Origin of the sequence: Pseudarthrobacter sp. NamB4, assembly GCF_005796185.1 — a bacterium.
Lineage (GTDB): Bacteria > Actinomycetota > Actinomycetes > Actinomycetales > Micrococcaceae > Arthrobacter.
In genome coordinates this window covers 70,196-95,342 of sequence record NZ_VAHM01000011.1, presented here as the reverse complement: position 1 = coordinate 95,342, position 25,147 = coordinate 70,196, and the positions used below count along the sequence as shown (strand labels likewise).

The window sequence follows — 25,147 nt, the reverse complement described above, 5'->3', positions numbered from 1 at the left end:
GGTCCAGCTAACCGGCGGAATGCTGCCGGATGAGCTCGCCCCAGGACTGCCGGGCCAGTTCACGGATTGTGTCCAGGATTTCCGCCGGCGGCCGGGACAGGTCCAGGGGAAACTCCACAACATCGATATCCGTGTTAAGGATGCGGCGGAGTTTCATCTCGCCGGACCCCGCGTAGACCAGCCAGGCGGTGGGCACAGCCAGCGCGGTGCAGTGGGCCAGCATTTGGTAATGGTCCGCCGTCAGGGACGCGCCTTGGTCGGTAGCGGCCTTGTATTTTGCGTTGTACACCACCACTGGACGCCCGCCCAGCAGGTGCACAGCATCCGGGCGGACCGAGAGCCGGTCGGCTTCATGGACGGCCTCGCTGAGGAGTGCGCCGTACCGCAGCCTCAGCTCTCCCGGATAAGCTGCCATCGCCTCCCGCAGGGCGGCACCCACAAAGTCTTCGAAGACCTGTGCCATGTCCACCACGAAGGAGGCGGTCTGCTGCGGGCCCTTTCCGGCCTCAGCCGAGGCGTTGCGCAGGATCAGCTCCGCCAGGCGCAGCACGGCGTGGTAGCGGATGTTCATCCGGGTGGCCGTCCACCGCGGCAGGGGAGCTCCGGCTGGAAGGCGCGTAACGCCGTCGAGCTTTCCCTTAAGTTGGCGCAGCCGGCTCAGCACCTCCGGGCGCACCCGCGGCACCTGCCCCATCCGCTCCAGCGCAGCCCGCAGGATCCGGTTTTCGGCGATGTCCTCTGTGAACTCGTCGTAGGAAACCTCCAGCGGCACCAGCATGCCGGGGCGGCGGGAAATCTGGTCCGAGATCCTGATCCGCCCCTTGACCGTCCGGAGCGACTCATCCACGGTGAGGTAGCCCTGCAAGACGCCGCGGCCCAGGGCCCGTTCAGCCAGCTGCGCCAGCGATTCCGCCAGCGCGCTCCACAGCTCCCTGTCCTCCACTGCGCTGACGGTATCGGGGCGGAACCCCTGCTCCCCCGTGTAGCTGAGCAGGAACAGCATCCGGCTGAGCCCCAGCCGGTCCTTGGGTCGGACGTCAAGCTGCACTGTGGCAGTGCGCACCGAACCCACCTTGCCCAAAGGCTCGATGCGGTACAGTCCCATGCCCATCGGCGACGCTTTGGCCAGACCGCTGGAATTAAGGAAGGAGGCGCTGGCCGGGTCGAGCCGCTCCACGATCCCCCGGGACAGCTCGTCCAGCACCAGGTGCCGGACAGGGGCTCCGTGGTCAGCGGCCTGCAAGGCGTCCCAGCAGCTGGTCCAGCCCGAAGCGCTCCTCCAGCTGGGCGCGGGTGAGCTGGCCGTGGTAGTGCTCCTCCAGCAGCGGCATCAGCTCGTACTTCCAGATGCGGCGCAGCCCGGCCGGGGTCTGGGCTGCCGGCTTCATGAAGTAGGACGGGCCGATCATCAGGTCGCGGTCCCATTCGTCGATGGCACTGTTCAGCGCGTCCAGCAGCAATGCGGGGGTGGCGTCCAGCTGGCGGGCCTGCAGGAACCGCAGCAGCGAGCCCTTCACCGGTTCGGTCTGCGGGTGCAGTTCGATGAAGGAGAACCGGCGCCGGATGGCGGCGTCCATCATGGCGATGGAGCGGTCAGCCGTGTTCATGGTGCCAATGATGTAGAGGTTGTCCGGCAGCGTGAACGGCTCGTTGGGGCTGTACTGCAGGTAAATGCGGTCATCCCGGTATTCCAGCAGGAAGTACAGCTCGCCGAACACCTTGGCCAGGTTGGCGCGGTTCATCTCGTCGATGATGAGGAAGTACGGCTTCTTCTCGTTGCCCGGCTTGGCGGCTTCCTCCGCGAGCCGCCGCAGAGGCCCGGCCACCAGCTTGAAGGACACCTGTCCGTCATCCGTCTTGTCAGGCCGGTAGCCCTCGAAGAAATCCTCGTATGCGTAGGACGGGTGGAACTGCACCAGCTTGACGCGCTCGTCGGTGGTGTCATCCGCGAGTTCCGCGGCGAGGTGCTTGGCCAGGTAGGTCTTGCCGGTGCCGGGCGGGCCGTAGAGGACCAACTGCCGGTTTTCCTCCAGCAGGCCTGCGATCTCCTGGAGCGGCTCCAGCTCCATGTGCAGCGAGTCGGCAAATTCGCGGGTCAGGGGGCGGAAACCTTCCTGGACGGGAGGTACGACGGCGGCCGCTTCAGCGTCGCCGTCGGGCTCGGTTTCCGCCTCGGGAGGAAGCAGTGCCTGCAGTGCCTGCAGCACGCGGGTCACGTCCACCACGATGCCGGCGGTGGCAAGCTGCCGCTGGACATGCCTGGGCAGGCTGGCGGTGCCGTGTCCCTCGTCGAACCAGCGCACCTTGCGGCGCAGCCTCCGGTTGTCATCGTTGTAATCCGGTTCGCCCAGCACCCCGCCCAGGCGGACTGTCCCGGCGTGCTGGTACAGCACCAGGTCGCCGGGCTTCATGACAGTGAGGAACGCAAAGACCGCCGTTTTGGTGTCCTCACGCTCCACGTACCCGAGATGCTTGTAGTCCTCGTCCACCGCGTGCTGCACCAGGCCGGCCGTCACGCCCGGGTCCAGCAGGCGGAGATGTTCGACGTCGAGCGTCACCTTCTCCTCGGCCTGCCAGGCGGTCAACAGTTCCGTGTTGTCGCCATGGGTCCGCAGCAGCCAGGCCCGGTGCCCCGGGTCGCCCACCTTCCGCCATTGGCTGACGAGCTGCCGCGCGTACCAGTCGATGCGCTGGCCCGCCTGCTCATCCAGGTGCAGGCGGATGCGGTGGATGTCCGCGGTGATGTCCTCTTCGCTGTCCCCCTTGGCACCGCCCACCAGGGAAGCGAAGGCATCCCTGATTTCCTGCCGTTCCACATCGGCCACCACTGGCTCGAAGTAGCTGGGCCAGGCAAGGAACTCGATGCTGCGGCGGATGGCGGGCTGGTCGGCGGGGGTGGCGGCCGCCAGCCGGTGGAATTTCAGCGGGTCCTGCAGTGCTGCTGAAATGACTGTGGGAGGATGCTGGTCCACGTGCTGAACGAACCGGCACAGCCATTTCAGGTGGTCCCAGATGGTCCAGTTGAACTCCGCCGTCCGGTCGCGTATGACGCCGTGGTCCGTCATGCCCTGATACAGCTCCTCGGGCAGCTCAAGCGGAGGCTCAAGCCAGGAAGCAGCCTCTGCAACACGGGCACGCTTGACCTTCAGTGACTTCACCTCATGGGCAAGGGGCAGGGATTGCAGGAAGAGCAGCTCCACCGCCAGCAGCTTCGCCTCCCGGGAGGCGTCCTCGAGGTTGTGGCGAAGGTTGGTCATCATGGGCGCCTTGGGGTCCGGCGTCCCCCGTTCCAGCCTTTCCAGGAGCTCGGCCGCAGCCTCGGACGTCCAGGTCAGGGTCCTGCCGTCCAGGGCGGAGGGCCTGCCCAACAGCCCTGGTCCCAGCACAAACCACGCTGCATCTTCGATCTCCCGTGAGATGCCGAGGGCGCGGGTCATGGCAGCAGTGGAGGCGGGGGTCATGGACTCAAATTTACAGGGTCAAGCTGGGCGGCCGCTCCAAGCGTCCCTGCTGCACTGTGCCCGGAGCCCGCCCCCGGCTGCCTCCCGGGGTGGCGCTACGGCGCTCCCGTCCCGCGCTTGCGGCCAAAGATGAAGTACCCCATCGGACCGATGAAGTTGATGAAGGATGCGGCGCGCCAGGCGGCCTTGGGCCCGTTGATGAGGGAGGCCGGCCGCTTGGAAATGTCCCGCTGTGCTGCCACCAGCAGCGACACCTGGGCAATGCCCACCAGGATGGTGCCGGCCTTGGACGACGGCGACATCTCCTTCCAGGTCTTCTTCTTCCTCGCGACGCGGGTCCTGTTCTTGGCCATCCGGGTTTCCCTTCGTAGTGGTGGTGGCTCCAGTCCAGTATGTGCAGTCTGTCCTGTACAGGGGCTTAGTGCCTATAGGGGGCCAGCCGGTCCTTTTGGACGGGCGTGAGCCGCTGGACTCTGCCGGTGGCTTCGTCCACGAACGCCAGGTGGCTGCTGGCCTTCACGCAGTCCTCCCGGGTAACCGGGTCCTGGATCAGGTAGTGAATATCGAAGCTGGCCCCCTTGACCGCACCGATCCACACCTGCACCACGGCGGGCACGTTGCGGTATTCAAGGGTCCTGACGTAGCGGATCTTGTGGTCCACCACCAGGGCCATGATGCCATCGGGGACATCATTGAACAGGGAAACCTGCGGTTCGACGCCGGGCAGTCCCGCACCCCGGGGCGGTCCGAAGGCGGCGATCCTGGCTTCCTCCAGCATCCTGACGATCTGCACGTTGTTGATGTGGCCATAGGCGTCCATGTCACCCCAGCGCATGGGCACTGGAACCTCGATCCGCTGGCCATCGTGCACGCTCAGCTGTGCACCGCCGTCGGGTTTTGCGACAGTCGCTGGCACCGGAGGGCCACGAGGCTGCCTTCCACGTTTCTTCCGCTTTTCATGATCCACATGCTACCGGCGTCACTTTTGGGCAAGCGCCCGGTCCGGCGTCATGCTTTCCTGGTCCGGTGCCTGCTCAGGCCGGATGTCCACCGTGCGCCGCAGCGGCTTCTCCTTGATGAAAAGCACGGAGACCAGCGCCACCACTGCCACCACCGCGGAGATCAGGAAGACCTCGGCCGTAGCGTCGCCGTAGGCTGCCCGCATGATCTCACGCACCGGCTCCGGCATGCGGGCAAGGTCCATGCTGGAGCCCGCCGATCCGCCCTGCACCGGAATGCCGGCCGCCGACAGCCCCTGGGTGGCCAGTGCACTCACCCGGTTGGCAAGGATGGCACCCAGCACGGAGACCCCGATGGCACCGCCCACCGACCGGAAGAAGGCCACGGACGCGCTGGCAGTTCCGATATCCGCGGCGCGGACGGTGTTCTGCACTGCCAGGACCAGGTTCTGCATCAGCATGCCCAAACCAAGGCCCAGGACTGCGGTGAAGACACCTGCGTGCCACAGTTCGGTGGTGTGGTCCATCGTGCCGGCAAGTCCCAGTCCGCTAATCAGCAGGATGGACCCGGCAATCAGGTAGCCCTTCCACTTGCCGGTGCGGGTGATCAGGAGCCCGGAGGCCACGGACCCGGCCAGGTTGCCGGCGATCATGGGGAGGGTGAGGAGCCCGGCTTCCGTAGGGGTGGCCCCGCGGGCCACCTGGAAGTACTGCCCGAGGAAGGTGGAAGAACCGAACATCGCGACCCCGACGGCCACGGAGGCGAGAATGGCCAGCGCGGTGGTGCGTTCGGAGATGATCTTCAGCGGGATGATGGGCTGCTCAACCTTGGACTCCACCAGCACCAGCAGCGCCAGCAGGAGGACACCGCCGCCCACCATCAGGGCGGACTGCCAGGAGACCCAGTCGTAGTAGGCCGGGTTGCCGGCGAAGGAGACCCAGATGAGGAGCAGGCTCACGCCGGAGGTCAGCAGGATGGAGCCGAGCCAGTCGATCCTGGCCGGCCGCCGGACGTGGCTGATTTTGAGGGTGACCTGCAGCAGGATCAGGGCGACGACGGCGAGCGGCACGCAGACGAAGAACGTCCAGCGCCAGCCGAACGGGCTGTCCACGATGAATCCGCCCAGCAGCGGCCCGCCCGCGGTGCCCACTGCCATGACGGCACCCATGTAACCGGAGTATTTGCCGCGGTTGCGCGGCGAGATCATGGTGCCGATGATGGCCTGCGCCAGTGCTGTGAGGCCGCCCATTGCCACGCCTTGGATAACGCGGGCCACCAACAGCAGCGCGATGCTTTCGGCAAGCCCGGCCATGACGGACCCGGCAACGAAGATGACAATGCTGAGCTGGACCAGGACCTTCTTGTTGAAGAGGTCGGCGAGCTTGCCCCAGATGGGGGTGGTGGCGGCGTTGGCCAGCAGCGCGGCGGTGATCACCCAGGCGAAGTCCGTTTGCGTTCCGTGGAGATCGGCCATGATGGTGGGCAGTGCGTTGGCCACGATGGTGCTGCTGAGGATGGCCGTGAAGAAGGCTGCCAGCAGCCCGGTGAGGGCTTCCATGATCTGGCGGTGGGACATCTCAGGGGCCGCGTCCGGGGCGGCTGCGGCGGCGGTTTGGCTAGCCATGTTTCTGCTCCTTGAGCGCTGTTGTCGGGGTGCCGGCCGCCGTTGCCCGGACTGATTTCTTCAGTGATTCAGTGAGTTTGTACAACGTCCGCGCGGTGTTGCCGGCGTCCTCTTCGCTCCAGTCGCACAGGTAGTCCTGCAGGGCAGCTGCACGCTGCTCCTCGATCTGCCGGAGCTCCTCCACGCCGGAAGGGGTGAGGCCTACCGGCTGGGCCCGGCCGTCGTCGGGATCCTTCCGGCGGACCACGAAGCCCTGCTCCTGCAGGCCCGCGAGGTGGCGGCTGAGAACCGGGGCACTAACCCCCAGCCGCTCGGCAAGCCTGGTGGCGCGGGACTCCCCCTCCCCTACGAACCGCAGCACGCCCTGCAGGGCAACACCCGTTTCGTGGCCCCGCACACTGGCTGTAGCTACGCACCGCACGGCGCGCTGGAGGTCGAAGATCTGGTGGACGAGATCGGCTGCCGTATCCGGCGCTACCGCCATGGTGTCCAACTCCTCACTTGTTTGCCTTAAGCAACTATACCTCCAATTGGTTGCTTGTGGAAACTATCTGCTGGACCCGGGGCGCTGCCTGCTTGCACACGCGAAAAAACCCGGCCCCTTTTGGGAGCCGGGTTTTCGTGGCCGCTGTTGTTAGTGGTCCAGGTGGGTGGGCGCGAACATCTTGAGGAGGGTTTCCACCACGACGACGTTGGGCCCGTCCGCGGCGAAGCCTGCCTTAAGCGCGTCCCCTACATCCCCGGGCGCGACGCGGGCGGCGGGCACGCCAAAAGCTTCTGCGAGTTTGACGAAGTCAGGCCGGGCGAGCTCCGTGGCGGTCGCCTTGCCGAAGGCTCCCACCATGTATTCGCGCAGGATGCCGTAACCGCCGTCGTCCACGATCAGCCAAGTGACCGGGACGTTGTGCTGTTTCGCGGTGGCGAGTTCGCAGATGGAGTACATGGAAGAGCCGTCACCCGAAACCGCGAGCACGCGGCCCGGCTTGCCGAGCGTCTGCAGTCCCACCGCCGCTCCGATCGCGGCCGGGAAGCCATAGCCAAGACCGCCGGCGCCCTGTGCGGAGTGGAACTGGCCCTCGCGGGCGTCCCAGCAGGACCAGGCCCAGTAGGCGGCGATGGTCATGTCCCAGAACGTCTGCATGTCCGCCGGGACTGCTTCGCGGATATCGGCCATGAACCTCAGTTCCTTGCCCAAATCCTGCGATTCCAGGCGGGCGCGGACCCTCGCCAGGGACTCCTTCACCAGATCTTCCGGTGACTGCCCGTGCCAGCTTCGTTCCGCCATTTTCTCTGGCACAAGGGCTTCGTCCAGCGCAGCCAGTGCTTGGCCGGCATCCGCGCGGATGCCAAGGCCCGGCCGGTTGGACTCCAGGACCCGGGGCTCGGCGTCGATCTGGATGATCCTGCCGCGGGGTTCGAAGGTGAAGTAGTTGGAGGTGACCTCGCCGAGTGACGAGCCGATGACCAGCAGGACATCCGCGTCCTCCAGCAGGTCGGTCATGTAGCGGTCCTCAATCCAGGCCTGCAGCGACAGCTCGTGGTTCCAGGGGAAAGCACCGTTGCCACCCGGAGTACAGATCACCGGGGCACGAAGCTTCTCCGCGATGGACAGCAGCGGCTTCTCGGCCCGGCCACGGCGGGTTCCCCCACCGGCAATGATCGCCGGACGCTCCGCCGCCTCCAGCCACTTCACCGCTTCGCGGACCAGCTCCACGCGGGGAGGGTTGTCCGCAGCCTCGGCCAACGCGTCTTCAACGGGCGGCACCATGATGGGATCCAGCAGCACATTCTGCGGAATTTCGATCCACACCGGCCCCTGCGGCGAGGAGATCGCCTCCGTCCACGCATCCTGGATGGCCGAGGGAATCCCCGAGGCGTGCTGGATGAGCCGCTGGCTCTTGGTGACGTTCGCGGCCGAGGCCTTCTGGTCGTCGAGCTGGTGCAGCATGCCCTTGCGCCGTGCCCCCAGGCCCTCGAGCGGGATCTGGCTGGCCACCACCATCATGGGCACACCCGTGGCATAGGCTTCCTGCAACCCGGCCAGCGACGTCAGCGCACCGGGGCCGGTGGAGAGGAAGAGAACTCCGACTTCTCCGGTGGCCCGGGCGTATCCGTCCGCCGCGAAGGCCGAGTTATTCTCCACCCGGGAGGAAACAAACTGCAGGTTGCCGCGGCCCATCGCGTCGAAGAGCCCCAGCGCGTGTTGCCCGGGGATACCGAAGACAGTCTTGGCGCCCAGCGCTTCCAGGGTTTCGACGACGAGGTCCCCGCCGTTGCGCACACCCGTACCTTCGCCGTTTACTCCGGCAGCGGTACCCGCTTCGAAATCACCCATCTTTCCTACTCCTTGCCGGCGGCGAATCCCGCCGGCTGGCGGACCTTCTGGCCAAGGGCTTGGGCAGCGTAGCCGTTCGCTGCCCCGAACCGGTCGCCGGCCATGGCATTGTCCGCCATGAGGGTGACCAGCTCGTAGGCGACATGGCTGGCGGCGACGCCGGTGATTTCCGCGTGGTCGTAGGCCGGTGCCACTTCCACGATGTCGGCGCCGACGAGGTTCATGCCCCGGAAGCCCCGGATGATTTCCAGCAGCTCACGGCTGGTGATGCCGCCGGCTTCAGGAGTGCCGGTGCCGGGCGCGTGGGCCGGGTCAAGGACGTCAATGTCCACCGAAATGTAGAGTGGGCGGTTGCCGATGCGGTCCCGGACCTTTGCCACGGTCTCCAGGACGCCCTGGTAGTAGACGTCTGCGGAGGTGACGATTCCGAACCCAAAGCGCTGGTCGTCGTCGAGATCCTTCTTGCCGTACAGCGGTCCCCGCGTACCGATATGGCTTATGGCCTCCGTGTCCAGGATGCCCTCCTCCACGGCGCGGCGGAACGGCGTGCCGTGGGTATACTCTGCGCCGAAGTAGGTATCCCAGGTGTCGAGGTGGGCGTCGAAGTGCAGCATGGCGATCGGCTCTCCCGCTCGTTCGGCGGCGGCGCGGAGCAGCGGAAGGGCGATGGTGTGGTCACCGCCAAGGGTCACAAGCTTGCTGCCGTTGTGGGTCAGGTCCAGGGCGTTCTGCTGAACAGTTTCAATGGCCTCGTTGATGTTGAAGGGGTTGACCGCCATGTCGCCGGCGTCCGCCACCTGGACGTTTTCAAAGGGGCTGAGGTCCCACGCCGGGTTGTAGGGCCGCAGCAGGCGGCTGGCCTCGCGCACATGGTTCGCCCCGAACCGGGCACCGGGCCGGTAGGAGACACCGGAGTCGAAGGGGACCCCCACCACGGTGATATCAGCCTTGGCGACCTGGTCCAGCCGCGGCAGGCGGGCGTACGTGGCAGCACCGGCATAGCGGGGAATGCGGGATGAATCGATGGGGCCAAGGTTGCCGTTGGCTTCGATGCGCAGCTCTTCCAAGGGAGGCCTCTCCTTCAAGGAGTTGTGGGACTTCATGTGACTGCCATCATACACCCCGGTTTTCCTATGTGCATCGTTTGTTTACTCTCACCGGTTCATTTGGCCCACTGGCCACCGCGGCTATCAGGCTGTACGGCGTGCCCCTTGAACTCCTGAAAGACGAGCTTCGGGTTACCCACCGGGCAGAACGGCACGCCCGGCCAGCCAAACGACTTAGCCCCCACAACCCTGCCACCCCAACAACGCGGCCAGCCACAGAACTTGGCCACCGATAGAACGGGCCAACCGGGCAGGCAGGGCTCAGCGGCTGGCGGCCGGGACCAGGACCCAGAGCACCTCGACCGGCTTGTCCGTGGGATTGATCCAGGTGTGCGGCTCGCGGCCGGGAAAGGTAACGGTATCTCCAGTGCTGAGGTCGTATTCCTCGTTCGTGAGGATCAGCCGGATATCGCCCTTGACTACGTGGAGGACGTCAACATCGCAGTCCACTGCATACAACTCGGACTCGCCGCGGCCGTGCGGTTCGATCATCGCCTGGATGATCTGGATGCGCCGTTCGGAGCGGGCAGTCAGCAGACGCTCCACGATCCCTTGGCCGCCCAATGAGATCCGGGGACCCTCGTTGCGCTTGGTCAGGTGTGTTTCAGGGGCGGCGAAGAGGTCGCCAATGGAGATGGACAGGACTTGGCACAGCGTCACCAGGGATGCGACAGAGGGCGACGTCAGGTCGCGTTCAACCCGGCTAAGGAACCCTTTGGTCAGTCCCGTGGCATCAGCAACCTGCTCGATGGTGAGCCGCTGGGACTGCCGGGCTGCCCGGATCCTCGAACCGATGGCTACCGGAACGTTGCTGGGCTCAACTGGCAGTGCCTTCATCTACGAACCTTTCATGTGCCGGCCGCCCGGCCCCGCTCTGGAGCAATACTAGTGGCCAGCCCCTTCTGTGACGCTTCCCGTCACCGGATGTAGAGCCTCGCTGCCCTTATGCTCCAAGGAGCCCAACAGAGACGTAAGCGCCCATCAACATCGCCATCGTGGTGGTGTATCTGCTCGCAATGCTGGCCTTTGGCTGGTGGGCAAGTCCCGCACCAGGAACAACAGCGACTTCCTGGTGACGGCCGCCGGCTGGGCCCGTTCCTCTACACCGGTACCGTGGCCGCCGTCGCCCTGGGCGGTGCCTCCACCGTTGGCGGCGTGGGCCTTGGCTACAAGTTCGGCATATCCGGCAGGTGGCTGGTGGTTGCCATAGGCTCCGGTGTCCTGCTCCTGAGCCTGCTCTTCGCCGGGACCATTCAAAAGCTGAAGATCTACACGGTCTCGCAGATGCTCACCCTGCGCTACGGCAGCAGGGCCACTGAAGCTTCAGGCATTGTGATGCTCGCCTACACGCTGATGCTGTGCGCCACCTCCACCGGCGCCTACGCAACAATCTTCGTGGTCCTCTTTGACTGGGACCGGGCCATCGCCATCGCCGTGGGCGGTGCCATTGTGCTGGTCTACTCCACTGTGGGCGGCATGTGGTCCATCACCCTGGCGGACCAGGTGCAGTTCATCATCAAGACAGTGGGCATCTTCTTCCTGATACTCCCCTTCACGCTCAACGCAGCCGGCGGCATGGAGGGCATCCGCAGCCGCGTGGACGAAAGCTTCTTCCAGATCGACGGGATCGGCGTCCAGGCGATCATCACCTACTTCGTGGTCTACACCCTTGGCCTGCTGATAGGCCAAGGACATCTGGCAGCGCGTCTTCCACGCCAGGGCGGTGCCACTGCCGGCATCTACTGCATCCTCTATGGCGTTGCCGGCGCCCTTACTGTGGCCTGCTGGCCTCCGCCGCGGTGTACATCGCGGTTTCCCTGCTGACCAAGCCCACGGACCCGCAGGTGATGAGCAACTGGCAGCGCCGGGTGGCCGGGCAGGATGTTGAAAACTCCCGGGAACAGATTCCCGCCGCGTAACGGCACGTTCCGGGGGAAGCACGACGGCGGCACCTGGCCTTCGCTATTTAGCAAAGGCCAGGGCCGCCGTCGTCAGTCCTACTCGGTGTCGCGAACTTCGTCCGGGTCCTCCAGCGGGACTGGACGGTCCTCGGCATCGATCACGACGGGAGGCGCCTGCACCACAGGCTCCTCCTCGTCCAGGAATTCGTCCTCCGTATCCCAGTCGTCCTCAACTGCCGGTGCATCTTCGGCGTAATCGTAGGCGGGGTCCGCCTCTACTGACTCCAAATGCGGCATGTCCGGGTGCTGTCCGGTGGTGCTCATGTTTGAACCTCCGTTTGTTCGCCTGACGTGCTCTTTCAGCGAGGGCGCTGGCCGCGCCACACCTTCATCACAGCACCGGCCGGCAGGCGGGTCAATAGCGGCGGAGCCAGGTGCAGCAGGCAGGCAGCGGGCACGGAATTAAGGCGGACCGAAAAGCAGGGGGCAGGCCCACCAGCCAAAAAACCGCGGATTTCCGCAGTAAGCTGGCACTGCAATGGGGCCGAACCATGCCCCATCCAGCCCAGGAGTGTCCGTGTCGCAACACGCCGAATCCAGCCAGCACACAGAGCCCAGCCCGCACACAGAGCGCAGCCAGCAGGCCCGGCCCAAGAAGCAGCAAACCCAGCCAGCGCCGTCGGACATCAAGCGCTGGCGGCAGTACCTGGCTGACGAACGCGCCGAAGCTGCCGTCTACCGGGACCTGGCCCAGAACCGCCAGGGCGAAGAACGTGACATCCTCCTGGCCTTGGCCGAAGCGGAGGGCCGCCACGAAGCGCACTGGCTGGCACTGCTCGGGGACCGGGCGGGCAAGCCCCGACCGGCGTCGATCCGCAGCCGGCTGCTGGGGTTCCTGGCCCGGCACTTCGGATCGGTGTTCGTCCTTGCCCTGGCCCAGCGTGCCGAGGGCCGCTCCCCCTATGCCAAGGACCCGAACGCCACGGATGCGATGGCAGCCGACGAGCAGATTCACGAGGAAGTGGTCCGGGGCCTGGCAACCCGGGGACGCAACCGCCTGGCCGGCACCTTCCGGGCCGCCGTTTTCGGTGCCAACGACGGGCTGGTCAGCAACCTGTCCCTGGTCATGGGCATGGCGGCCTCCGGCGTGGCAAGCAGCGTGGTGCTGCTCAGCGGAATAGCCGGGCTCCTGGCCGGCGCTATATCCATGGGGGCGGGCGAGTTCATCTCCGTGCGCTCCCAGCGTGAACTTCTCGCCGCCACGCGCCCCACGCAGGTCACCCTGCTGGCGGCCCCCAAGCTTGACCTCGAGCACAATGAGCTGCTGCTGGTGTATCTGGCCCGTGGCATGACCCAGGAAGCGGCCGAGCACCGGGTGGCCGAACGCATGGGCCTGCTCCCCTGCGACTGCGATCCCAGCCTTTCCCTGCAGCCGGAACTGCCCGACGTCGAGAACCAGCATGAAGCAGTGGGCACCGCCTGGGGCGCCGCCCTGTCCAGCTTCTGCTTCTTCGCCTCCGGCGCCGTCGTTCCCATCCTGCCGTTCGTATTCGGCCTGACCGGCGTGGCCGCCCTGGTGGTGGCAGGCGTCCTGGTGGGCATTGCCCTGCTGATCACCGGCGCCACCGTGGGCCTGCTGTCCGGCACCTCCCCCCTGACGCGCGGCCTTCGGCAGCTGGCTATCGGGTTGGGCGCCGCCGCTGTCACGTACCTGCTGGGGCTTGTCTTCGGCACCGTGGTCCATTAGCAGCGGGCAGACAGTGGGGGTTTGATAGTGGACGGCCGGCCGCCGCGCCACGCGGGAAGAAAGGTCCGCCGTGGCGCATGGGAGATGGTGCGGCTCCTGCTGATCGCCGCCATGACTGCGGCGGCAGCCTTCGGAGCAGCGGTGGCACTGGACGATCCCCGCTTTAAAGACCTGCTGGATATCCGCATCGGCCCTGGGAAGGGCCAGTCGGCCGGGCAGCAGGACCGGGACCCAGGGAGGGAAGCCGGTCAGGCGCCGCCGTCGGAGGCCCGGACGGAAACCCCGCCTCCCGGTTTTGAAGAAGCAGAGGCTCCGTTGACTGCCGCCGTGCCGCCGGCCATGGGCAGCGACTCGTACCGGTTCCTTGCCGTCAACGCTGACGGCAAACCCGTGGGTTATTCCCCGTGCCGTCCACTGCACTACGTGGTCAATGACCGCTTGGCGCCAGCCGGAGCGCAGCAGCTGGTCACCGAAGCCATCTCCACCATTTCGGCGGCCACCGGGATCCAGTTCGTGCACGACGGGGCGACCGATGAGCAGCCCTCCCCGCAGCGGCCTCCGTACCAGCCGGACGCCTACGGCGAGCGCTGGGCCCCACTGCTCATCGCCTGGACAACCCCTGAGACGGCACCGCAGCTGAAAGGCAAAGTCATCGGCACCGGCGGCAGTACCCATTTCAGTTACGACGGCGGTCCCAAAACCTTTGTGACCGGCGGGCTGGACCTGGATGCGCCGCAGATTGCGGATGAGCTCCTGAACCCGGACGGACACCTCTACGCCAGGGCCGTGATTCTGCACGAACTCAGCCACGTGATGGGCCTGGACCACGTGGACGATCCGGCGCAGCTGATGTACCCGGAGATCGGCACGCCGGAAGGGCTGTCCCCCGGGGATCTCAACGGCCTGTACGAGCTGGGCAAGGCCCCGTGCCGGAAGGACCTGTAAGCAGGCGCGGGACCTATGAGTGCCCCGCACGGCTCTGCGCTTAGCCGGCCTGCACTAGCCGGCCAGCGGCTGGCCCCGGAGCACTTCCACCGCCTCCTGCACGGTATCCACCAGGAAGATCCGGTCCTCCATGGGCCGGCCCGCCGCCAGGCTCCGCAGCATGGGCCACGCGGGGTACTGCTGTTCCCAGTGGCGCCTGCCCACCAGCACCATGGGTGTGATCTTTTCCCGCGCCCCGTAGTAGTTCTCGCAGGCATCCTGGAAAATCTCCTGCACGGTGCCGGCGGCTCCCGGCAGGAAGACAATGCCTCCCGTGCACAGTTCGAGCAGGATGGCTTCACGGACGGCGTTGGCGAAGTACTTGGCGATGTGCGTGGCAAAGTAGTTCGGCGGCTCGTGGCCGTAGAACCAGGTGGGGATCCCGAGGGAGGGAATCCCGTCCGGAAAACGTTCGACGACGGCGGCGGCCGCGCGCGCCCACGCAGACACCGAGGGACGGAAGCCGGGGACGGAGGCGAGCATGCCCAGCGCGGTTTGCAGGTCGCCGTCGGCCGCCCCGCTGAGGTACGCGCCCAGGTTCGCTGCTTCCATGGCCCCGGGTCCCCCGCCGGTCGCAACGGCATGCCCGTCGCGGGCGAGAAGCCTGCCCAGCAGTGCCGCCTCTGCATACTCAGGCGTGCCGCGCTGCGCCGCGTGCCCGCCCATCACTCCGACCATGGGCCGGCCCTGCCACCGCCCTGTCCGGATCGCCTCCTCTAAGGCGTCGCCGATGGCATGGTCGTGCAGGGCGGACGCCAGGGTTGCGTCCAGCCGGTGGCGTTGGCCGGGCTGGATGCTCCACTCGTAGATCCGTGCATCCGGGAGGTCCTCGTATGGAGAGCCGGCCAGTCCGGCGTAGAGCTCCTGCGGGGCATAGAGGGTGGAGCGGTAGGGGTTGAACGGGACGGATTCCAGCCGCGGGAAGATCAGCGCTCCCCTTCGGCGGAGCAGGTCTTCCACCCCCTCGTCGAAGGTGCAGCCCAGGAAGACTGCACCTTCGACGTGCATTCCTTCCAGCGCGGCGGTCCTCCCCCGCAGGTCCAGGGACTGGGCGTGCCAGCCATGCATATCCGCTGCACCGGCACCCACCAGCCGGTCAAAGCTTTCCAGGTCCTCCACTTCCAGGTTGTGGGGGCTGGGACCCAGGTTTCCGGAGAGGTTCATGGCTGATTCGCATCCCTGCGCCGGTTGGTCATGCACCCAGCGTAGGCCACCCGCCGTCTTGCATCCCCTGCAGCAGGCCCGTTTATCGGGTCACCGGGAAGGACAGGTTTGTCAGGCAGGGACCCGGACGGGCTCGCCGTGGCGGAAGTGTGCTTCAACATCCTCGAGCGACTGTCCCTTGGTTTCCGGGACAAACCGGCTCACAGACATCAGTGACGCGAGGTTCACCAGGACGAACAGGCCGAAGGTTACGGTGGAGCCGAGCGCCTCGACGACGATCGGGAACAGGATCGAGATGGCGGCATTGACCGTCCACAGCGCGAAGACAGCGATTCCCATCGCGAAGCCCCGGATGGCCAGCGGGAACATCTCGGAGAGGAGCAGCCACACGCAGGTGCCGATGAAGCACTGGACGAAGGCAACGAAGAGCATCATGGCGGCGAGGATGATGTAGCCGGGAATGCCTTGACCGGTTCGGCGCTCCTGCTACGATCGAAGGCAGAGTATGTCCTATCAAGAGAACATACGAAGGCAAAGTGGCCGGTGCCGTACGGAGCCTGCTGCAGCTGCATCAAGGAACAGGAACGAACGTGGCGAACAACCTCGGTCTCAGCATTGACCGCTCCTCACCGGTGCCCCTCTATCACCAGGTGGTGCAGGGTATTGAAGCTGCAATCTACAGCGGGGTACTCGAGCCGGGCAGCCGCCTGGATAATGAAATCGACCTCGCCGCCCAACTGAACCTGTCCCGCCCCACAATGCGCAAGGCCATGGATGAGCTGGTCAGGTCCGGACTGCTCGTCCGAAAGCGCGGTGTTGGAACCCAGGTGGTCTCTAGCCAGGTGCGCCGTCCGCTGGAGCTCTCCAGCCTCTATGACGACCTCACCAACAACGGCAAGAAGCCCACCACCGAAGTCCTGAGCTTCTCGCACGTGGAGGCGGACGACGCCACCCTGGCCACCCTCCAGCTGCCCGCCGGCTCCAAGGTCTACCACTTCACCCGCCTCCGTAAGGTCGGAGGCAAGCCGCTGGCCCTGATGGAGAACTGGGTCCGGGATGACATCGCCGAGATGGACGAGGCAATGCTGTCGGCCGAAGGACTCTATGCCATCCTTCGCCGCGGCGGCGTAAACTTCCGCCTGGCCACCCAGCGGATCGGGGCCATGACCGCCAATGACTACCAGGCCAGCATGCTGGACACACCCGTTGGCTCGGCCCTGGTCACCATGGAACGTACGGCCGTGGACGATACCGGCCGCCGCGTGGAAACGGGCCACCACGTGTACCGCGCCGATTCCTACAGCTTTGAAATGACTCTCGTACAGCGCTAATTCAAGGAGCCAACTCCATGACCAACTGGGTCTATCCCCTTGGCACCGCATCCGACGGCAAGTGGGATGTTTCGATCGGAACGTCCGATTCCTCCCTCACAGTCGACGGGTGGACACACACCGGACTGAAGGTTGCCACCCTGGCCGCAGGGTCCGACGTCGTCCTTCCCGCCGCGGACGAGGAACGCATCGTGGTGCCGCTCAACGGATCCTTCACCGTCAGCGTGGACGGCACGGAATACCAGCTTGCGGGACGGGCCTCTGTCTTCAGCGGCCCCACGGACGTCCTGTACTCCGGCACCCGACGGGCGGTTACCATCAGCTCTGCCGACGGCGGCCGGGTGGCAGTTGCCACGGCGCCCGCCAGCGCCTCGTACCCCACCCGGCTGGTTCCCGCCGCCGAGACCCCGGTGGAGCTGCGCGGGGCCGGCAACTGCTCACGGCAGGTCCACAACTTCGGCACGCCAGCTGCCCTGGAGGCAGACCGGTTCATCGTGTGCGAGGTCCTGACCCCCGCCGGCAACTGGTCCTCCTATCCTCCCCATAAGCACGACGAGGAGAAGGACGGCGAGACGCACCTCGAGGAGATCTACTACTTCGAGACACAGGTGGCCGCAGGTTCAGCAGCCCCCGCAGATGCCGATGCGATCGGCTACCAGCGGGTGTACGCCTCGGACGAGCGCCCCATCGACGTGTCGGCCGAGGTACGCACCGGCGACGTCGTGCTGGTGCCTTACGGCTGGCACGGCCCCGCCATGGCAGCACCGGGCTATGACCTGTACTACCTGAACGTCATGGCAGGCCCCGGTCCCGTGCGCCAGTGGCTGATCAGCGACGACCCGCACCACGGCTGGGTCCGGCAGACCTGGGACAGCCAAGACATCGACCCGCGGCTGCCGTTCGGGGCTTAGGCGGCGTCGCCGGGGGCCTCGCCGGCAGCGGCAACCAGGTGATGGTCGCCGTCGGCTCCGCTGATCCCGGAACAGAGCTGGAGGCGATCCGCTCGTTCGCCGACGTGCGGGTGGACGGGATCCTCCTTGCCGGCTACATCGGCTCACCGGAGGAGCTGGAGGCGGCACTGCGGGGGACACCCGCCGTCGTCATCACCCGGGAGATGGAGGTCGACGGCGTCGATTCCGTCCTGACGGATGACTTTTGGTTCCGGAGCGCTCGCGGTGGAGCACCTGCACGGACTGGGGCACAGGCACATTGCCCATGTGGACATCTCCGACTGGCTGCCATACACCGCCCGCCGGGAAGGCTGGCGGCGCAGGTCATGCTGGAGCGCCTGGCTGGAGGCTCAGGACCGGCCGTAACCCGCAAGCTCGAACCCGCCCTGATGGTCCGGCGCTCCTCCAAGCAGGCGCGGGACTCCGTGGTTCCACTGCAGATCGGTGAGCTGTAACTTCCGTGCCGCTCAGGGCACCTGGCTGGTGACCGCTCCTGCCACCCGGACCGAAAGGCCGCTAACCAAGGACTCCTGGGCGGCGTCGGCCACCCGCGACGCGGCCACCGCGTCCTCGGGCGTGCAGGGGTTGTCCCGCTGGCCCAGGACAAGCTCAACGAAGGCGGCCATTTCGGAACGGTAGGCCTGGTCGAAACGCTCGGCAAAAGTCCTGTGCGGCTCACCCGAAGGGAAAACGACGCCGGGTTCGGCCGATGCCATGGCAGTTTTGTCATCCAGGCCCACCATCAGCGACCGGCTGGATCCCTGAATTTCCAGTCGCACATCGTGACCGGCCCCGTTGTAACGTGACGCCGACACTGTTCCTACCGTGCCGTCGTCGAAAGTCACCAGCGCCAGTGCGGTATCAACGTCCCCCACTTCGCCGATCGCCGGATCGCCGTTGTTCGAGCCCTTGGCGTAGACCTCTACGATGTCGCGCCCCGTCAGCCAGCGCAGGATATCGAAGTCGTGGACCGAGCAGTCGCGGAAAAGCCCGCCTGAAGTTGCCAGGAACTCCACCGGCGGCGGAGTCATGTCGCAGGTGACCGCGCGAAGCGAGTGGATCCAGCCCAGCTCGCCGGCCTGGTACGCCCGCCTGGCCTCCAGGTAGCCGGCATCAAAACGGCGCTGGTGGCCAATCTGGACCACTCCGTTCCTGTCCCGGACGTAGTCAAGCACCGGGAGGGCGTCCGCAACGTTCATGGCGACGGGCTTTTCACAGAACACCGGGAGGTCGGCGTCCACCCCGGCGCGGATCAGCTCCGGATGGGTGGCGGTGCCGGTGGCTATGACCAGTCCGTCCACGCCCGAGGCGAGCAGTGCGTCAACGGAGCTAAGGTACTCAGCGCCCAGGCCCGCGGCCACGTTCCGGGCGTGCTCTTCCGCCACGTCCGTGAGGCTGAGCTTCACGTTGATTCCCTTCGGATTCAGCGCTCCGTTGAGGGCGGTGATGTTATTGGCATGCATGACGCCGATCCGGCCTACGCCCACCAAACCAAGCACTACATTTTTCATCGTTTGTCCTCTGCATAGACGGAAAAGACGGTCCGGAAGGCCTCAAGGGCAGCCATGTCGTCGCCGCTGGCGTAGGCCTCCATGCCCACGGTTCCCTCATAGCCGGCCTCTGTCAGGGCCCGGGCGACAGCGGTGTAGTTGATTTCGCCGGTACCCGGCTCGCAACGGCCGGGAACGTCAGCCACCTGCACCTCGCCAATATAGGGAAGCGCGCTGCGCACCAGTTCAATCAGGTTCCCCTCCCCCAACTGCGCGTGGTAGAGATCCAGCATCAGTTTGGCGTTCGGGTGCCCCGCGGCCTCCACGAGTGCCAGCGTGTCCTTGGCGCGTGCCAGCGGGATACCTGGGTGGTCAACGATTGTGTTCAGGTTCTCCAGGCAAAATGTCACGCCGTGCCTTTCGCCCAGGCTGCCCAACCTCTCAAGGGTGCGGGCACCGGTAGCCCACATCCGGCCGGTGGACCGGAAGACGGGGCGGGCTGCGCGGCCAGCCACCAGTTCCGCCGGATGGACCACCATGCGGCTCACGCCGAGTTCGACCGCGGTGGGGATCAGCGCTTCAGCTGTCCGCACCACATCGTGCGCAGTGTCCGGATCCACCAGGCTGCCGGACGTGTATCCCGTCATGGAGGAGAAGACGGCTCCAGTCGCCTTCAGCGCCTGGAGGTCCTTGTCCCGGGAATCCCACAGTTCCACGTCGAATCCCGACTGGTGGATCCGCCGCACCCGTTCCACGAAAGGAAGATCCCTGAAGACCATTTCGGCGCAGACCGCCAGGCGCATCAAAGGGCCGCCCTCTCAGTGACGGCGACTGGGGCGCCTCGTTTGACCGACTCGATGCACGCAAGGGCCATTGCCAGGGCGCGGCGGGCGTCGGCGGCGCCGGGCGTGAGGGTGACATCCGATGGCGAGGGCCCGCCGTCGCGCTTTGCCCGCACCGCCGCAGCGAAGTCGACGAGTTCGTCCGTGTACGCCTGGCGGAACAGCTCCACGTTGAGCCGTGGCGTGTCCGCCGAAAGTCCTTCTGAGGTATAGCGCCGGGCCGTTGTCTCGGTGGCCCGTCCGGCCTGGACCATGCCTTTTGAACCGAAGACTTCGCCACGGACGTCGTATCCGTACAGCGCGCTGAAGTTGGCTTCGGCCACAGCAATGGCGCCGTTGCTGTATCGGATGGTCACCACGGCCGTGTCCAGGAAACCCTGTTCGCGCAGGGACGGTTCCACGAGCGCGTCGGCTACTGCGTAAACCTCCACAGGTTCGGCCCCCTCATTGAACCAGTTGAGGGTGTCGAAGTCATGGATGAGGGTTTCCAGGAAGATGGTCCATGCCGGGATCCTGGCGGCGTTGGGGATGCTTCCGGTCCCTGGATCGCGGGTCAGCGAGCGCAGGAGTTGCGGGGTTCCGGCCGCTCCTGCGGCCAGGTCTTTCTTCGCTGCCTGGAAGTCATTGGCGTACCGGCGGTTGAAGCCGATCTGGAACAGGACGCCGGTCTGGTCCACGGCGGCCAACGCGGCGTCGAGGTCGGCCAGGGACTGGCCGGCCGGTTTCTCGCAGAAGACGTGTTTCCCGGCGGCGGCGGCCTGGGCAACCAGGGTGGAGTGGAAACGTGCCGGGCTGGCGATGATCACGGCGTCAATCTCCGGATCGGCAAAGATGTCGTCGGCACTGGCCGTCACCTTGGAAGTACCCAATTCCAGGGCAAGATTCTGCGCGGATTCGATGTTGGGGTCCGCGATGGCGGCCAGGTCAGCTCCGGGGACACGGCGGGCAATGCTCTCGGCATGGAATGCACCCATCCAGCCGGAGCCGATGAGTCCGATCCGTACCGGTACCGGCGCTGCCGTGGGGTGCTGGGAGATGTAAGCCAATGGCTCGTCCTTTCGATGATGGGTACAGGGGTGGATCAGGTGGGGCTGTTGCCTTCACCCTGAAATTCAATTCCGAGCTGCCAGCGGAGGGCATCGGCGGCCTCCATTGTGCGGATGGAAGCGTCAAGGGTCCTCTCGGGGACCTCGGACAGGCCGTGCGTGACGGAGCGGGCGACGGCGGCCGCTTCATAATGCAGGCCCTCGAAGTGTGCTCCCGCCGGTTCGTCATGGCGCAGCCGTGATCCGTCCGGAAACCGCAGCTCAAATCCGCCGGGCATGTTGAATGGGCCGTCCAGGGCCAGCGTGGCTTCGGAGCCAACGATCGTTGCCGCCGCGGGGGTGAAGTTGTGCAGGTGTGTGTTCATGACGGCGTGGCTTCCGCCGGCGAATTCCATGACGGCGGAAAGCTGTGCGTTGACTCCGGATTCGTGCCACTGGCCAAGGGCGCGTACCTGTTGTGGAGCACCCAGGACTTCGGTGATCAAAGCCAGTGGGTAGGTTCCGAGGTCCAGCAGCGGCCCGCCCGCCAGGGCAGGATCAAAGATGCGGTGGCTGCGCTGGAAGTGTTCCCCGTATTCCGCCAGGACCGTTGTCACTGTCCCGAGTGTTCCCGCCTCGAGTATCTGGCGGACGATGTCAAACTTAGGCAGGAAGAAACTCCACATCGCCTCGGCGGCGAAAACACCGGCGGCCTTTGCCCGCGCGGCGATGTCCCGCGCCTGTACTGCGTCCAGGCCAATCGGTTTTTCCACCAGGACATGTTTGCCTGCTTCGATGGCGAGCAAGGCCGCGGAGTGATGGAAGTTGTGGGGCGTGGAAACGTAGACGATGTCAACATCAGGAGCCGCCGCCAGTTCTTCATAACTTCCGTACGCTGCAGGCACCCCAAAACTCTCGGCGAAAGCCTTCGACCTCGCCAATGAGCGGGAGCCGACGGCGGCAATCACCTGGCGCGAATGCGCCTGCACAGACTCGGTGAAGCGTTCAGCGATCCAGCCCGGACCCATAATGCCCCAGCGCAGTGCGGGCGCGTCCAGTGAGTCCGGCACGCGGGCGGCCGGCAGGGGTGCAGGGGGCATCAGTAGATCACCTTCGTGTAGGCGCCGTCGCTGTGCAAGGATCGGATCATTGCCTGGGCCACCTGCGATGCCCGAAGTCCGTCCTCCCCCGTGGCAAGCGGGGAGGTTTCGCCGTGTTCGAGCGCGGAAATCCACGCCTGCAGCTGGAGCCGGTAGGCATCGGCGAAGCGAGGACGCCAGTCGGCAGGAATCCCGGAGCGCCGCTGGCCTTCCTCCCGGACCGCCAAAACCGCCGGTTCCGACAGGGCCGTGCAGCCCCGCTCCGACACAACCTCACAAGCGGTGGTGTAGCCGTAGCGCGCATTGAGGAACAGCTCAAGGGTTGCCAGGGTGCCGTCCGCCAGGCGGAACAGCATGAACGCCGGGTCCTGGAGGCCCCCCTGCGCGTGCCGTGAACTCCGGCCCGCCTGCCACGAGACTTCCGTAATGGGAGACTGCAGCAGCCAGGGGACGATGTCCAGTTCGTGAATGGCGGAATTGGTAATAGCGGATTCGGCCGTGGTTCCTGGGCCGGCCGAGGCGTTGCGGCTGGTGCAGTGGACCATCAGCGGCTCACCCTGGACCCGGTCCTGCACCGACTGGCGCAAAGACACGTAACCGGGGTCGAAGCGCCGCATGAACCCCATGGACAGCAGCCGGGTACCTGTTGCAGCAATAATGTCGGCCTCTGCCTCCACCACTTCCAGGCTTTCCAGGAGCGAGGGCGCGAGTGGTTTCTCGCAGAGGACTGGTGTCATCGCTTCGAAGCACTCGAGCACCAGCCCGGGGTGCGTCGAGTCATGTGAGGCAACCACTACTGCGTCAACGTCGCTGGCATTGATCAGCTCGGATGGATCGGTGGTGATACGCGCCGATGGTGGCGCTGCAGCGGCCGCGCGGCCGGCGTCGAGATCGGCAACGAAGGTGACTTCCGCGCCGCTGATGGTGGTGGAGAGGTTCCTGATGTGGTCTGCGCCCATGACGCCGGCGCCGATGACGCCAACCCGGATCGGCATACTGTTTCCCGTCTGATGGAGTTCTTTTCGCCGGGACGGCGGCCGGGGTCCGCAGGAACTGCTTCGGACCCCGGCAGCAGCCGGTAGCGGATGGTGGGGTATGACATGCCCCGATAGCGCAGCGTCAGCGCGCGTCGCCGACGTCAGCCACCTCGGCCTGTACTGCCTTGACGATGTCACCGTGGCCGCCCAGCTGTTCCAGCTCATGGGCCAGTTCGGCGAGTTCGGCGCCGCCGGCCATTTGGGACGTCAGTTCGTCAAGCGTGATGTCCTTCTTGTCGTAGTAGCCGATCGACCTGCCGCGCTTCAGCAGCAGGAAACGGTCACCGACGGGGAAAGCATGGTGCGGGTTGTGGGTAATGAAGATGACGCCAAGTCCGCGGTCACGGGCCTGCAGGATGTAGCGGAGCACCACTCCGGACTGCTTGACGCCAAGGGCTGCAGTAGGTTCGTCAAGGATCAGGACCTTCGCGCCGAAGTAGACTGCGCGGGCGATTGCAACACACTGCCGCTCACCGCCGGAGAGCTGGCCGATGGGCTGCTCCACGTCGCGCAGGTCGATGCCCATGTCAGCGAGCTCTTTTTTGGTGATGTCCTTCATCTGCTGGACGTCCAGCTTCTTGAACGGCCCGACGCCGGTGGTCAGCTCCGAGCCCAGGAAGAAGTTGCGCCAGATGGGCATCAGCGGCACCACGGCCAGGTCCTGGTACACGGTGGCGATGCCGACGTCAAGGGCATCCCTGGGAGAGCCGAACTTGCGCTCCTCCCCCATAACTTTCAGGACACCCTCGTCATGCTGGTGCAGCCCGGCAATGATCTTGATCAGGGTTGACTTGCCGGCGCCGTTGTCACCGAGGACGCAGGTAACGCGGCCGTTGTCCACGGCCATCGTGACATCGGTAAGGGCGACGATGCTTCCGTAGTGCTTGCCCACGCTCTCCAGGGAAAGCAGGTGCACGGGGGTGTGGGTCAGCGGGTCCTTCTCATCCTTGAGGAGCTGCTGCTGGTCGATCTGCCTGGTATTCATGGTTATCAGCCCTTACTCGCGTCTGCGCGGCGCTTGACGTACAGGTTCACGATGGTGGCCAGGAGCAGCATCAGGCCCAGGAAGAACTTGAACCAGTCAGGGTTCCACTGGGCGTAGACGATGCCCTTGTTGGCCATGCCGAAAATGAAGGCACCGATAGCCCCGCCGACCGCCGAGCCGTAGCCGCCGGTAAGCAGGCAGCCGCCGATGACCGCAGCGATGATGTAGAGGAATTCGTTGCCCACGCCCTCACCGGACTGCACGGCGTCGAAAGCGAACAGGTTGTGCATGCCCAGGACCCAGGCGCAGAAACCGACGGCCATGAAGAGGCCGATCTTGGTGGCTTTGACAGGAACGCCCACAGCGCGTGCAGCGTTCGCGTCACCGCCGACGGCGAAGATCCAGTTGCCCACCTTGGTGCGCAGCAGTACCCAGGACGCCACGGCGACCAGCGCGATCCAGATGAAGACCGTGTTGTTGACGTCCACGCCGGCGATGTTGACCGAGGAGGCAAAGATGGCGCGGGCGGCCTGGTAACCATCCATGCTGGAGATCGATGGGGAGGATACGCCACCGCCGATCATGCGGGTCAGGCCGAGGTTTAGGCCAGTCAGCATCAGGAATGTTGCGAGGGTGACGATAAAGCTCGGCAGCTTGGTCTTCATCAGGATCCAGCCGTTGATGAAGCCGATGCCCAGGGACACGACGAGGGCCAGGACCACGCCGACCCAGACGTTCATGCTGAAGTACCAGCTGAACATCGAGGCCGTCAGGGCGGAGCTGATCACGGCGACACCGGTGGAAAGGTCGAACTCTCCGCCGATCATCAGCAGCGACACTCCAACGGCCATGATGCCGATGGTGGAGCTGCCGTAGAGCACTGTGGCGAAGGCGTTCGGCTGGATGAATGTCTGCGAAACGGAGGCGAAGAAGACGAAGAGGACGATTGCGCCGACGAGGGCGCCCACTTCGGGACGTGCCAGGAGTTTCTGGAAGGGGTTGCGCTTGGTGACGCGTTCGTCGCGCAGCGCCGGGGGCTTGGTGACACTTTGGGTGATGGTCATGATGATTCTCCTACCTAGGACCGGATCCGCGGCCTGCGGCC

At 65.7% G+C, this 25,147-nt stretch carries 24 protein-coding genes and 1 pseudogene; 6 read left to right on the top strand and 19 right to left on the bottom strand.

The window, feature by feature from the left end; translation table 11 throughout:
* Positions 1-7 precede the first annotated feature (7 nt).
* The 9 genes from FDW81_RS11970 to FDW81_RS11930 form a co-directional block, all read right to left on the bottom strand.
* Positions 8-1,243: an McrC family protein gene (locus tag FDW81_RS11970; RefSeq protein ID WP_171027194.1), complete on the bottom strand. Its 1,236-nt coding sequence runs from the start codon at positions 1,241-1,243 to the stop codon at positions 8-10.
* Entirely contained in the window at positions 1,230-3,461 is a 2,232-nt protein-coding gene (locus FDW81_RS11965; protein ID WP_138134410.1) for an McrB family protein, read from the bottom strand. The genes FDW81_RS11970 and FDW81_RS11965 overlap by 14 nt, the downstream gene beginning before the upstream one ends.
* Before the next feature lie 95 nt (positions 3,462-3,556).
* Positions 3,557-3,814, bottom strand: a complete 258-nt coding sequence (locus tag FDW81_RS11960; protein WP_138134409.1) for a PLDc N-terminal domain-containing protein — start codon at positions 3,812-3,814, stop codon at positions 3,557-3,559.
* A gap of 65 nt (positions 3,815-3,879) precedes the next feature.
* Positions 3,880-4,296 (bottom strand): thioesterase family protein, encoded by a 417-nt coding sequence (locus FDW81_RS11955; RefSeq protein ID WP_138134457.1) that lies wholly within the window; start codon positions 4,294-4,296, stop codon positions 3,880-3,882.
* Positions 4,297-4,440: 144 nt separating this feature from the next.
* Positions 4,441-6,045: an MFS transporter gene (locus tag FDW81_RS11950; RefSeq protein ID WP_138134408.1), complete on the bottom strand. Its 1,605-nt coding sequence runs from the start codon at positions 6,043-6,045 to the stop codon at positions 4,441-4,443.
* Positions 6,038-6,529: a MarR family winged helix-turn-helix transcriptional regulator gene (locus tag FDW81_RS11945; protein ID WP_138134407.1), complete on the bottom strand. Its 492-nt coding sequence runs from the start codon at positions 6,527-6,529 to the stop codon at positions 6,038-6,040. Before FDW81_RS11945 ends, FDW81_RS11950 begins: the two co-directional genes overlap by 8 nt.
* 150 nt (positions 6,530-6,679) lie before the next feature.
* Entirely contained in the window at positions 6,680-8,380 is a 1,701-nt protein-coding gene (locus tag FDW81_RS11940) for a thiamine pyrophosphate-binding protein (protein WP_138134406.1), read from the bottom strand.
* A gap of 5 nt (positions 8,381-8,385) precedes the next feature.
* Positions 8,386-9,447, bottom strand: coding sequence for an agmatinase (gene speB, locus FDW81_RS11935; protein ID WP_138134405.1), 1,062 nt, complete (start codon positions 9,445-9,447; stop codon positions 8,386-8,388).
* Between the two features lie 300 nt (positions 9,448-9,747).
* Positions 9,748-10,323: a cupin domain-containing protein gene (locus tag FDW81_RS11930; protein ID WP_138134404.1), complete on the bottom strand. Its 576-nt coding sequence runs from the start codon at positions 10,321-10,323 to the stop codon at positions 9,748-9,750.
* A 179-nt stretch (positions 10,324-10,502) separates the two neighbouring features.
* Here FDW81_RS11930 and FDW81_RS11925 point away from each other — a divergent pair.
* Positions 10,503-11,259, top strand: a pseudogene (locus tag FDW81_RS11925) (sodium:solute symporter); the annotation flags it as partial.
* A 224-nt stretch (positions 11,260-11,483) separates the two neighbouring features.
* On the opposite strand, the gene FDW81_RS11920 reads toward FDW81_RS11925, so the two are convergent.
* Positions 11,484-11,711: a hypothetical protein gene (locus FDW81_RS11920; RefSeq protein ID WP_138134403.1), complete on the bottom strand. Its 228-nt coding sequence runs from the start codon at positions 11,709-11,711 to the stop codon at positions 11,484-11,486.
* A gap of 253 nt (positions 11,712-11,964) precedes the next feature.
* On the opposite strand from FDW81_RS11920, the gene FDW81_RS11915 reads away from it, so the two are divergent.
* Both FDW81_RS11915 and FDW81_RS11910 read left to right on the top strand, forming a co-directional pair.
* Complete coding sequence (locus FDW81_RS11915) at positions 11,965-13,134, top strand: VIT1/CCC1 transporter family protein (RefSeq protein WP_138134402.1); 1,170 nt, start codon at positions 11,965-11,967, stop codon at positions 13,132-13,134.
* 84 nt (positions 13,135-13,218) lie between these two features.
* Positions 13,219-14,079, top strand: coding sequence for a matrixin family metalloprotease (locus tag FDW81_RS11910; protein WP_138134401.1), 861 nt, complete (start codon positions 13,219-13,221; stop codon positions 14,077-14,079).
* Positions 14,080-14,133: 54 nt separating this feature from the next.
* Here the strand turns inward: FDW81_RS11910 and FDW81_RS11905 are convergent, their stop codons facing one another.
* Both FDW81_RS11905 and FDW81_RS11900 read right to left on the bottom strand, forming a co-directional pair.
* Positions 14,134-15,282 carry an LOG family protein gene (locus FDW81_RS11905; RefSeq protein ID WP_138134400.1) on the bottom strand — a complete coding sequence of 383 codons (1,149 nt, stop codon included), beginning with the start codon at positions 15,280-15,282 and terminating at the stop codon, positions 14,134-14,136.
* A 111-nt stretch (positions 15,283-15,393) separates the two neighbouring features.
* Entirely contained in the window at positions 15,394-15,729 is a 336-nt protein-coding gene (locus FDW81_RS11900; RefSeq protein WP_255467111.1) for an MFS transporter, read from the bottom strand.
* A 143-nt stretch (positions 15,730-15,872) separates the two neighbouring features.
* Here FDW81_RS11900 and FDW81_RS11895 point away from each other — a divergent pair, with 143 nt between their 5' ends.
* Genes FDW81_RS11895 through FDW81_RS11885 form a run of 3 tightly spaced genes read left to right on the top strand, consistent with a single transcriptional unit; the run spans position 15,873 to position 18,018 of the window.
* The gene (locus FDW81_RS11895; RefSeq protein ID WP_138134399.1) at positions 15,873-16,613 is read left to right on the top strand and encodes a GntR family transcriptional regulator; all 741 of its coding nucleotides are present in this window, start codon (positions 15,873-15,875) and stop codon (positions 16,611-16,613) included.
* 17 nt (positions 16,614-16,630) lie between these two features.
* The gene (iolB, locus tag FDW81_RS11890) at positions 16,631-17,524 is read left to right on the top strand and encodes a 5-deoxy-glucuronate isomerase (RefSeq protein ID WP_138134398.1); all 894 of its coding nucleotides are present in this window, start codon (positions 16,631-16,633) and stop codon (positions 17,522-17,524) included.
* Positions 17,525-17,562: 38 nt separating this feature from the next.
* Positions 17,563-18,018 carry a hypothetical protein gene (locus FDW81_RS11885; RefSeq protein ID WP_138134397.1) on the top strand — a complete coding sequence of 152 codons (456 nt, stop codon included), beginning with the start codon at positions 17,563-17,565 and terminating at the stop codon, positions 18,016-18,018.
* 12 nt (positions 18,019-18,030) lie between these two features.
* On the opposite strand, the gene FDW81_RS11880 is transcribed toward FDW81_RS11885, so the two are convergent.
* From FDW81_RS11880 to FDW81_RS11850, 7 genes are all read right to left on the bottom strand, one after another.
* A complete protein-coding gene (locus tag FDW81_RS11880) occupies positions 18,031-19,074 on the bottom strand; it encodes a Gfo/Idh/MocA family oxidoreductase (protein WP_138134396.1) in 1,044 nt (347 codons plus the stop codon).
* Positions 19,071-19,856 carry a TIM barrel protein gene (locus FDW81_RS11875; RefSeq protein WP_138134395.1) on the bottom strand — a complete coding sequence of 262 codons (786 nt, stop codon included), beginning with the start codon at positions 19,854-19,856 and terminating at the stop codon, positions 19,071-19,073. The genes FDW81_RS11880 and FDW81_RS11875 overlap by 4 nt, the downstream gene beginning before the upstream one ends.
* Entirely contained in the window at positions 19,856-20,941 is a 1,086-nt protein-coding gene (locus FDW81_RS11870; protein WP_138134394.1) for a Gfo/Idh/MocA family oxidoreductase, read from the bottom strand. Before FDW81_RS11870 ends, FDW81_RS11875 begins: the two co-directional genes overlap by 1 nt.
* 35 nt (positions 20,942-20,976) lie before the next feature.
* A complete protein-coding gene (locus tag FDW81_RS11865) occupies positions 20,977-22,020 on the bottom strand; it encodes a Gfo/Idh/MocA family protein (RefSeq protein ID WP_240720225.1) in 1,044 nt (347 codons plus the stop codon).
* Positions 22,020-23,015 (bottom strand): Gfo/Idh/MocA family protein, encoded by a 996-nt coding sequence (locus FDW81_RS11860; protein ID WP_138134393.1) that lies wholly within the window; start codon positions 23,013-23,015, stop codon positions 22,020-22,022. The genes FDW81_RS11865 and FDW81_RS11860 overlap by 1 nt, the downstream gene beginning before the upstream one ends.
* Before the next feature lie 124 nt (positions 23,016-23,139).
* Positions 23,140-24,042, bottom strand: coding sequence for an ATP-binding cassette domain-containing protein (locus FDW81_RS11855; protein WP_138134392.1), 903 nt, complete (start codon positions 24,040-24,042; stop codon positions 23,140-23,142).
* Positions 24,043-24,047: 5 nt separating this feature from the next.
* Positions 24,048-25,106, bottom strand: coding sequence for an ABC transporter permease (locus FDW81_RS11850; protein WP_138134391.1), 1,059 nt, complete (start codon positions 25,104-25,106; stop codon positions 24,048-24,050).
* Positions 25,107-25,147 lie beyond the last annotated feature (41 nt).

Excerpts from the sequence above, each read along its gene's own strand:
- FDW81_RS11905 (WP_138134400.1), bottom strand. The coding sequence starts at position 15,282 with ATGAACCTCTCCGGAAACCTGGGTCCCAGCCCCCACAACCTGGAAGTG.
- FDW81_RS11960 (WP_138134409.1), bottom strand. The coding sequence starts at position 3,814 with ATGGCCAAGAACAGGACCCGCGTCGCGAGGAAGAAGAAGACCTGGAAG.
- FDW81_RS11965 (WP_138134410.1), bottom strand. The coding sequence starts at position 3,461 with ATGACCCCCGCCTCCACTGCTGCCATGACCCGCGCCCTCGGCATCTCA.
- FDW81_RS11860 (WP_138134393.1), bottom strand. The coding sequence starts at position 23,015 with ATGCCGATCCGGGTTGGCGTCATCGGCGCCGGCGTCATGGGCGCAGAC.
- FDW81_RS11850 (WP_138134391.1), bottom strand. The coding sequence starts at position 25,106 with ATGACCATCACCCAAAGTGTCACCAAGCCCCCGGCGCTGCGCGACGAA.
- FDW81_RS11880 (WP_138134396.1), bottom strand. The coding sequence starts at position 19,074 with ATGAAAAATGTAGTGCTTGGTTTGGTGGGCGTAGGCCGGATCGGCGTC.
- FDW81_RS11955 (WP_138134457.1), bottom strand. The coding sequence starts at position 4,296 with ATGCGCTGGGGTGACATGGACGCCTATGGCCACATCAACAACGTGCAG.
- FDW81_RS11950 (WP_138134408.1), bottom strand. The coding sequence starts at position 6,045 with ATGGCTAGCCAAACCGCCGCCGCAGCCGCCCCGGACGCGGCCCCTGAG.
- FDW81_RS11865 (WP_240720225.1), bottom strand. The coding sequence starts at position 22,020 with ATGCCCCCTGCACCCCTGCCGGCCGCCCGCGTGCCGGACTCACTGGAC.
- FDW81_RS11875 (WP_138134395.1), bottom strand. The coding sequence starts at position 19,856 with ATGCGCCTGGCGGTCTGCGCCGAAATGGTCTTCAGGGATCTTCCTTTC.
- FDW81_RS11930 (WP_138134404.1), bottom strand. The coding sequence starts at position 10,323 with ATGAAGGCACTGCCAGTTGAGCCCAGCAACGTTCCGGTAGCCATCGGT.
- iolB (WP_138134398.1), top strand. The coding sequence starts at position 16,631 with ATGACCAACTGGGTCTATCCCCTTGGCACCGCATCCGACGGCAAGTGG.
- FDW81_RS11945 (WP_138134407.1), bottom strand. The coding sequence starts at position 6,529 with ATGGCGGTAGCGCCGGATACGGCAGCCGATCTCGTCCACCAGATCTTC.
- FDW81_RS11940 (WP_138134406.1), bottom strand. The coding sequence starts at position 8,380 with ATGGGTGATTTCGAAGCGGGTACCGCTGCCGGAGTAAACGGCGAAGGT.
- FDW81_RS11910 (WP_138134401.1), top strand. The coding sequence starts at position 13,219 with ATGGTGCGGCTCCTGCTGATCGCCGCCATGACTGCGGCGGCAGCCTTC.
- FDW81_RS11855 (WP_138134392.1), bottom strand. The coding sequence starts at position 24,042 with ATGAATACCAGGCAGATCGACCAGCAGCAGCTCCTCAAGGATGAGAAG.
- FDW81_RS11920 (WP_138134403.1), bottom strand. The coding sequence starts at position 11,711 with ATGAGCACCACCGGACAGCACCCGGACATGCCGCATTTGGAGTCAGTA.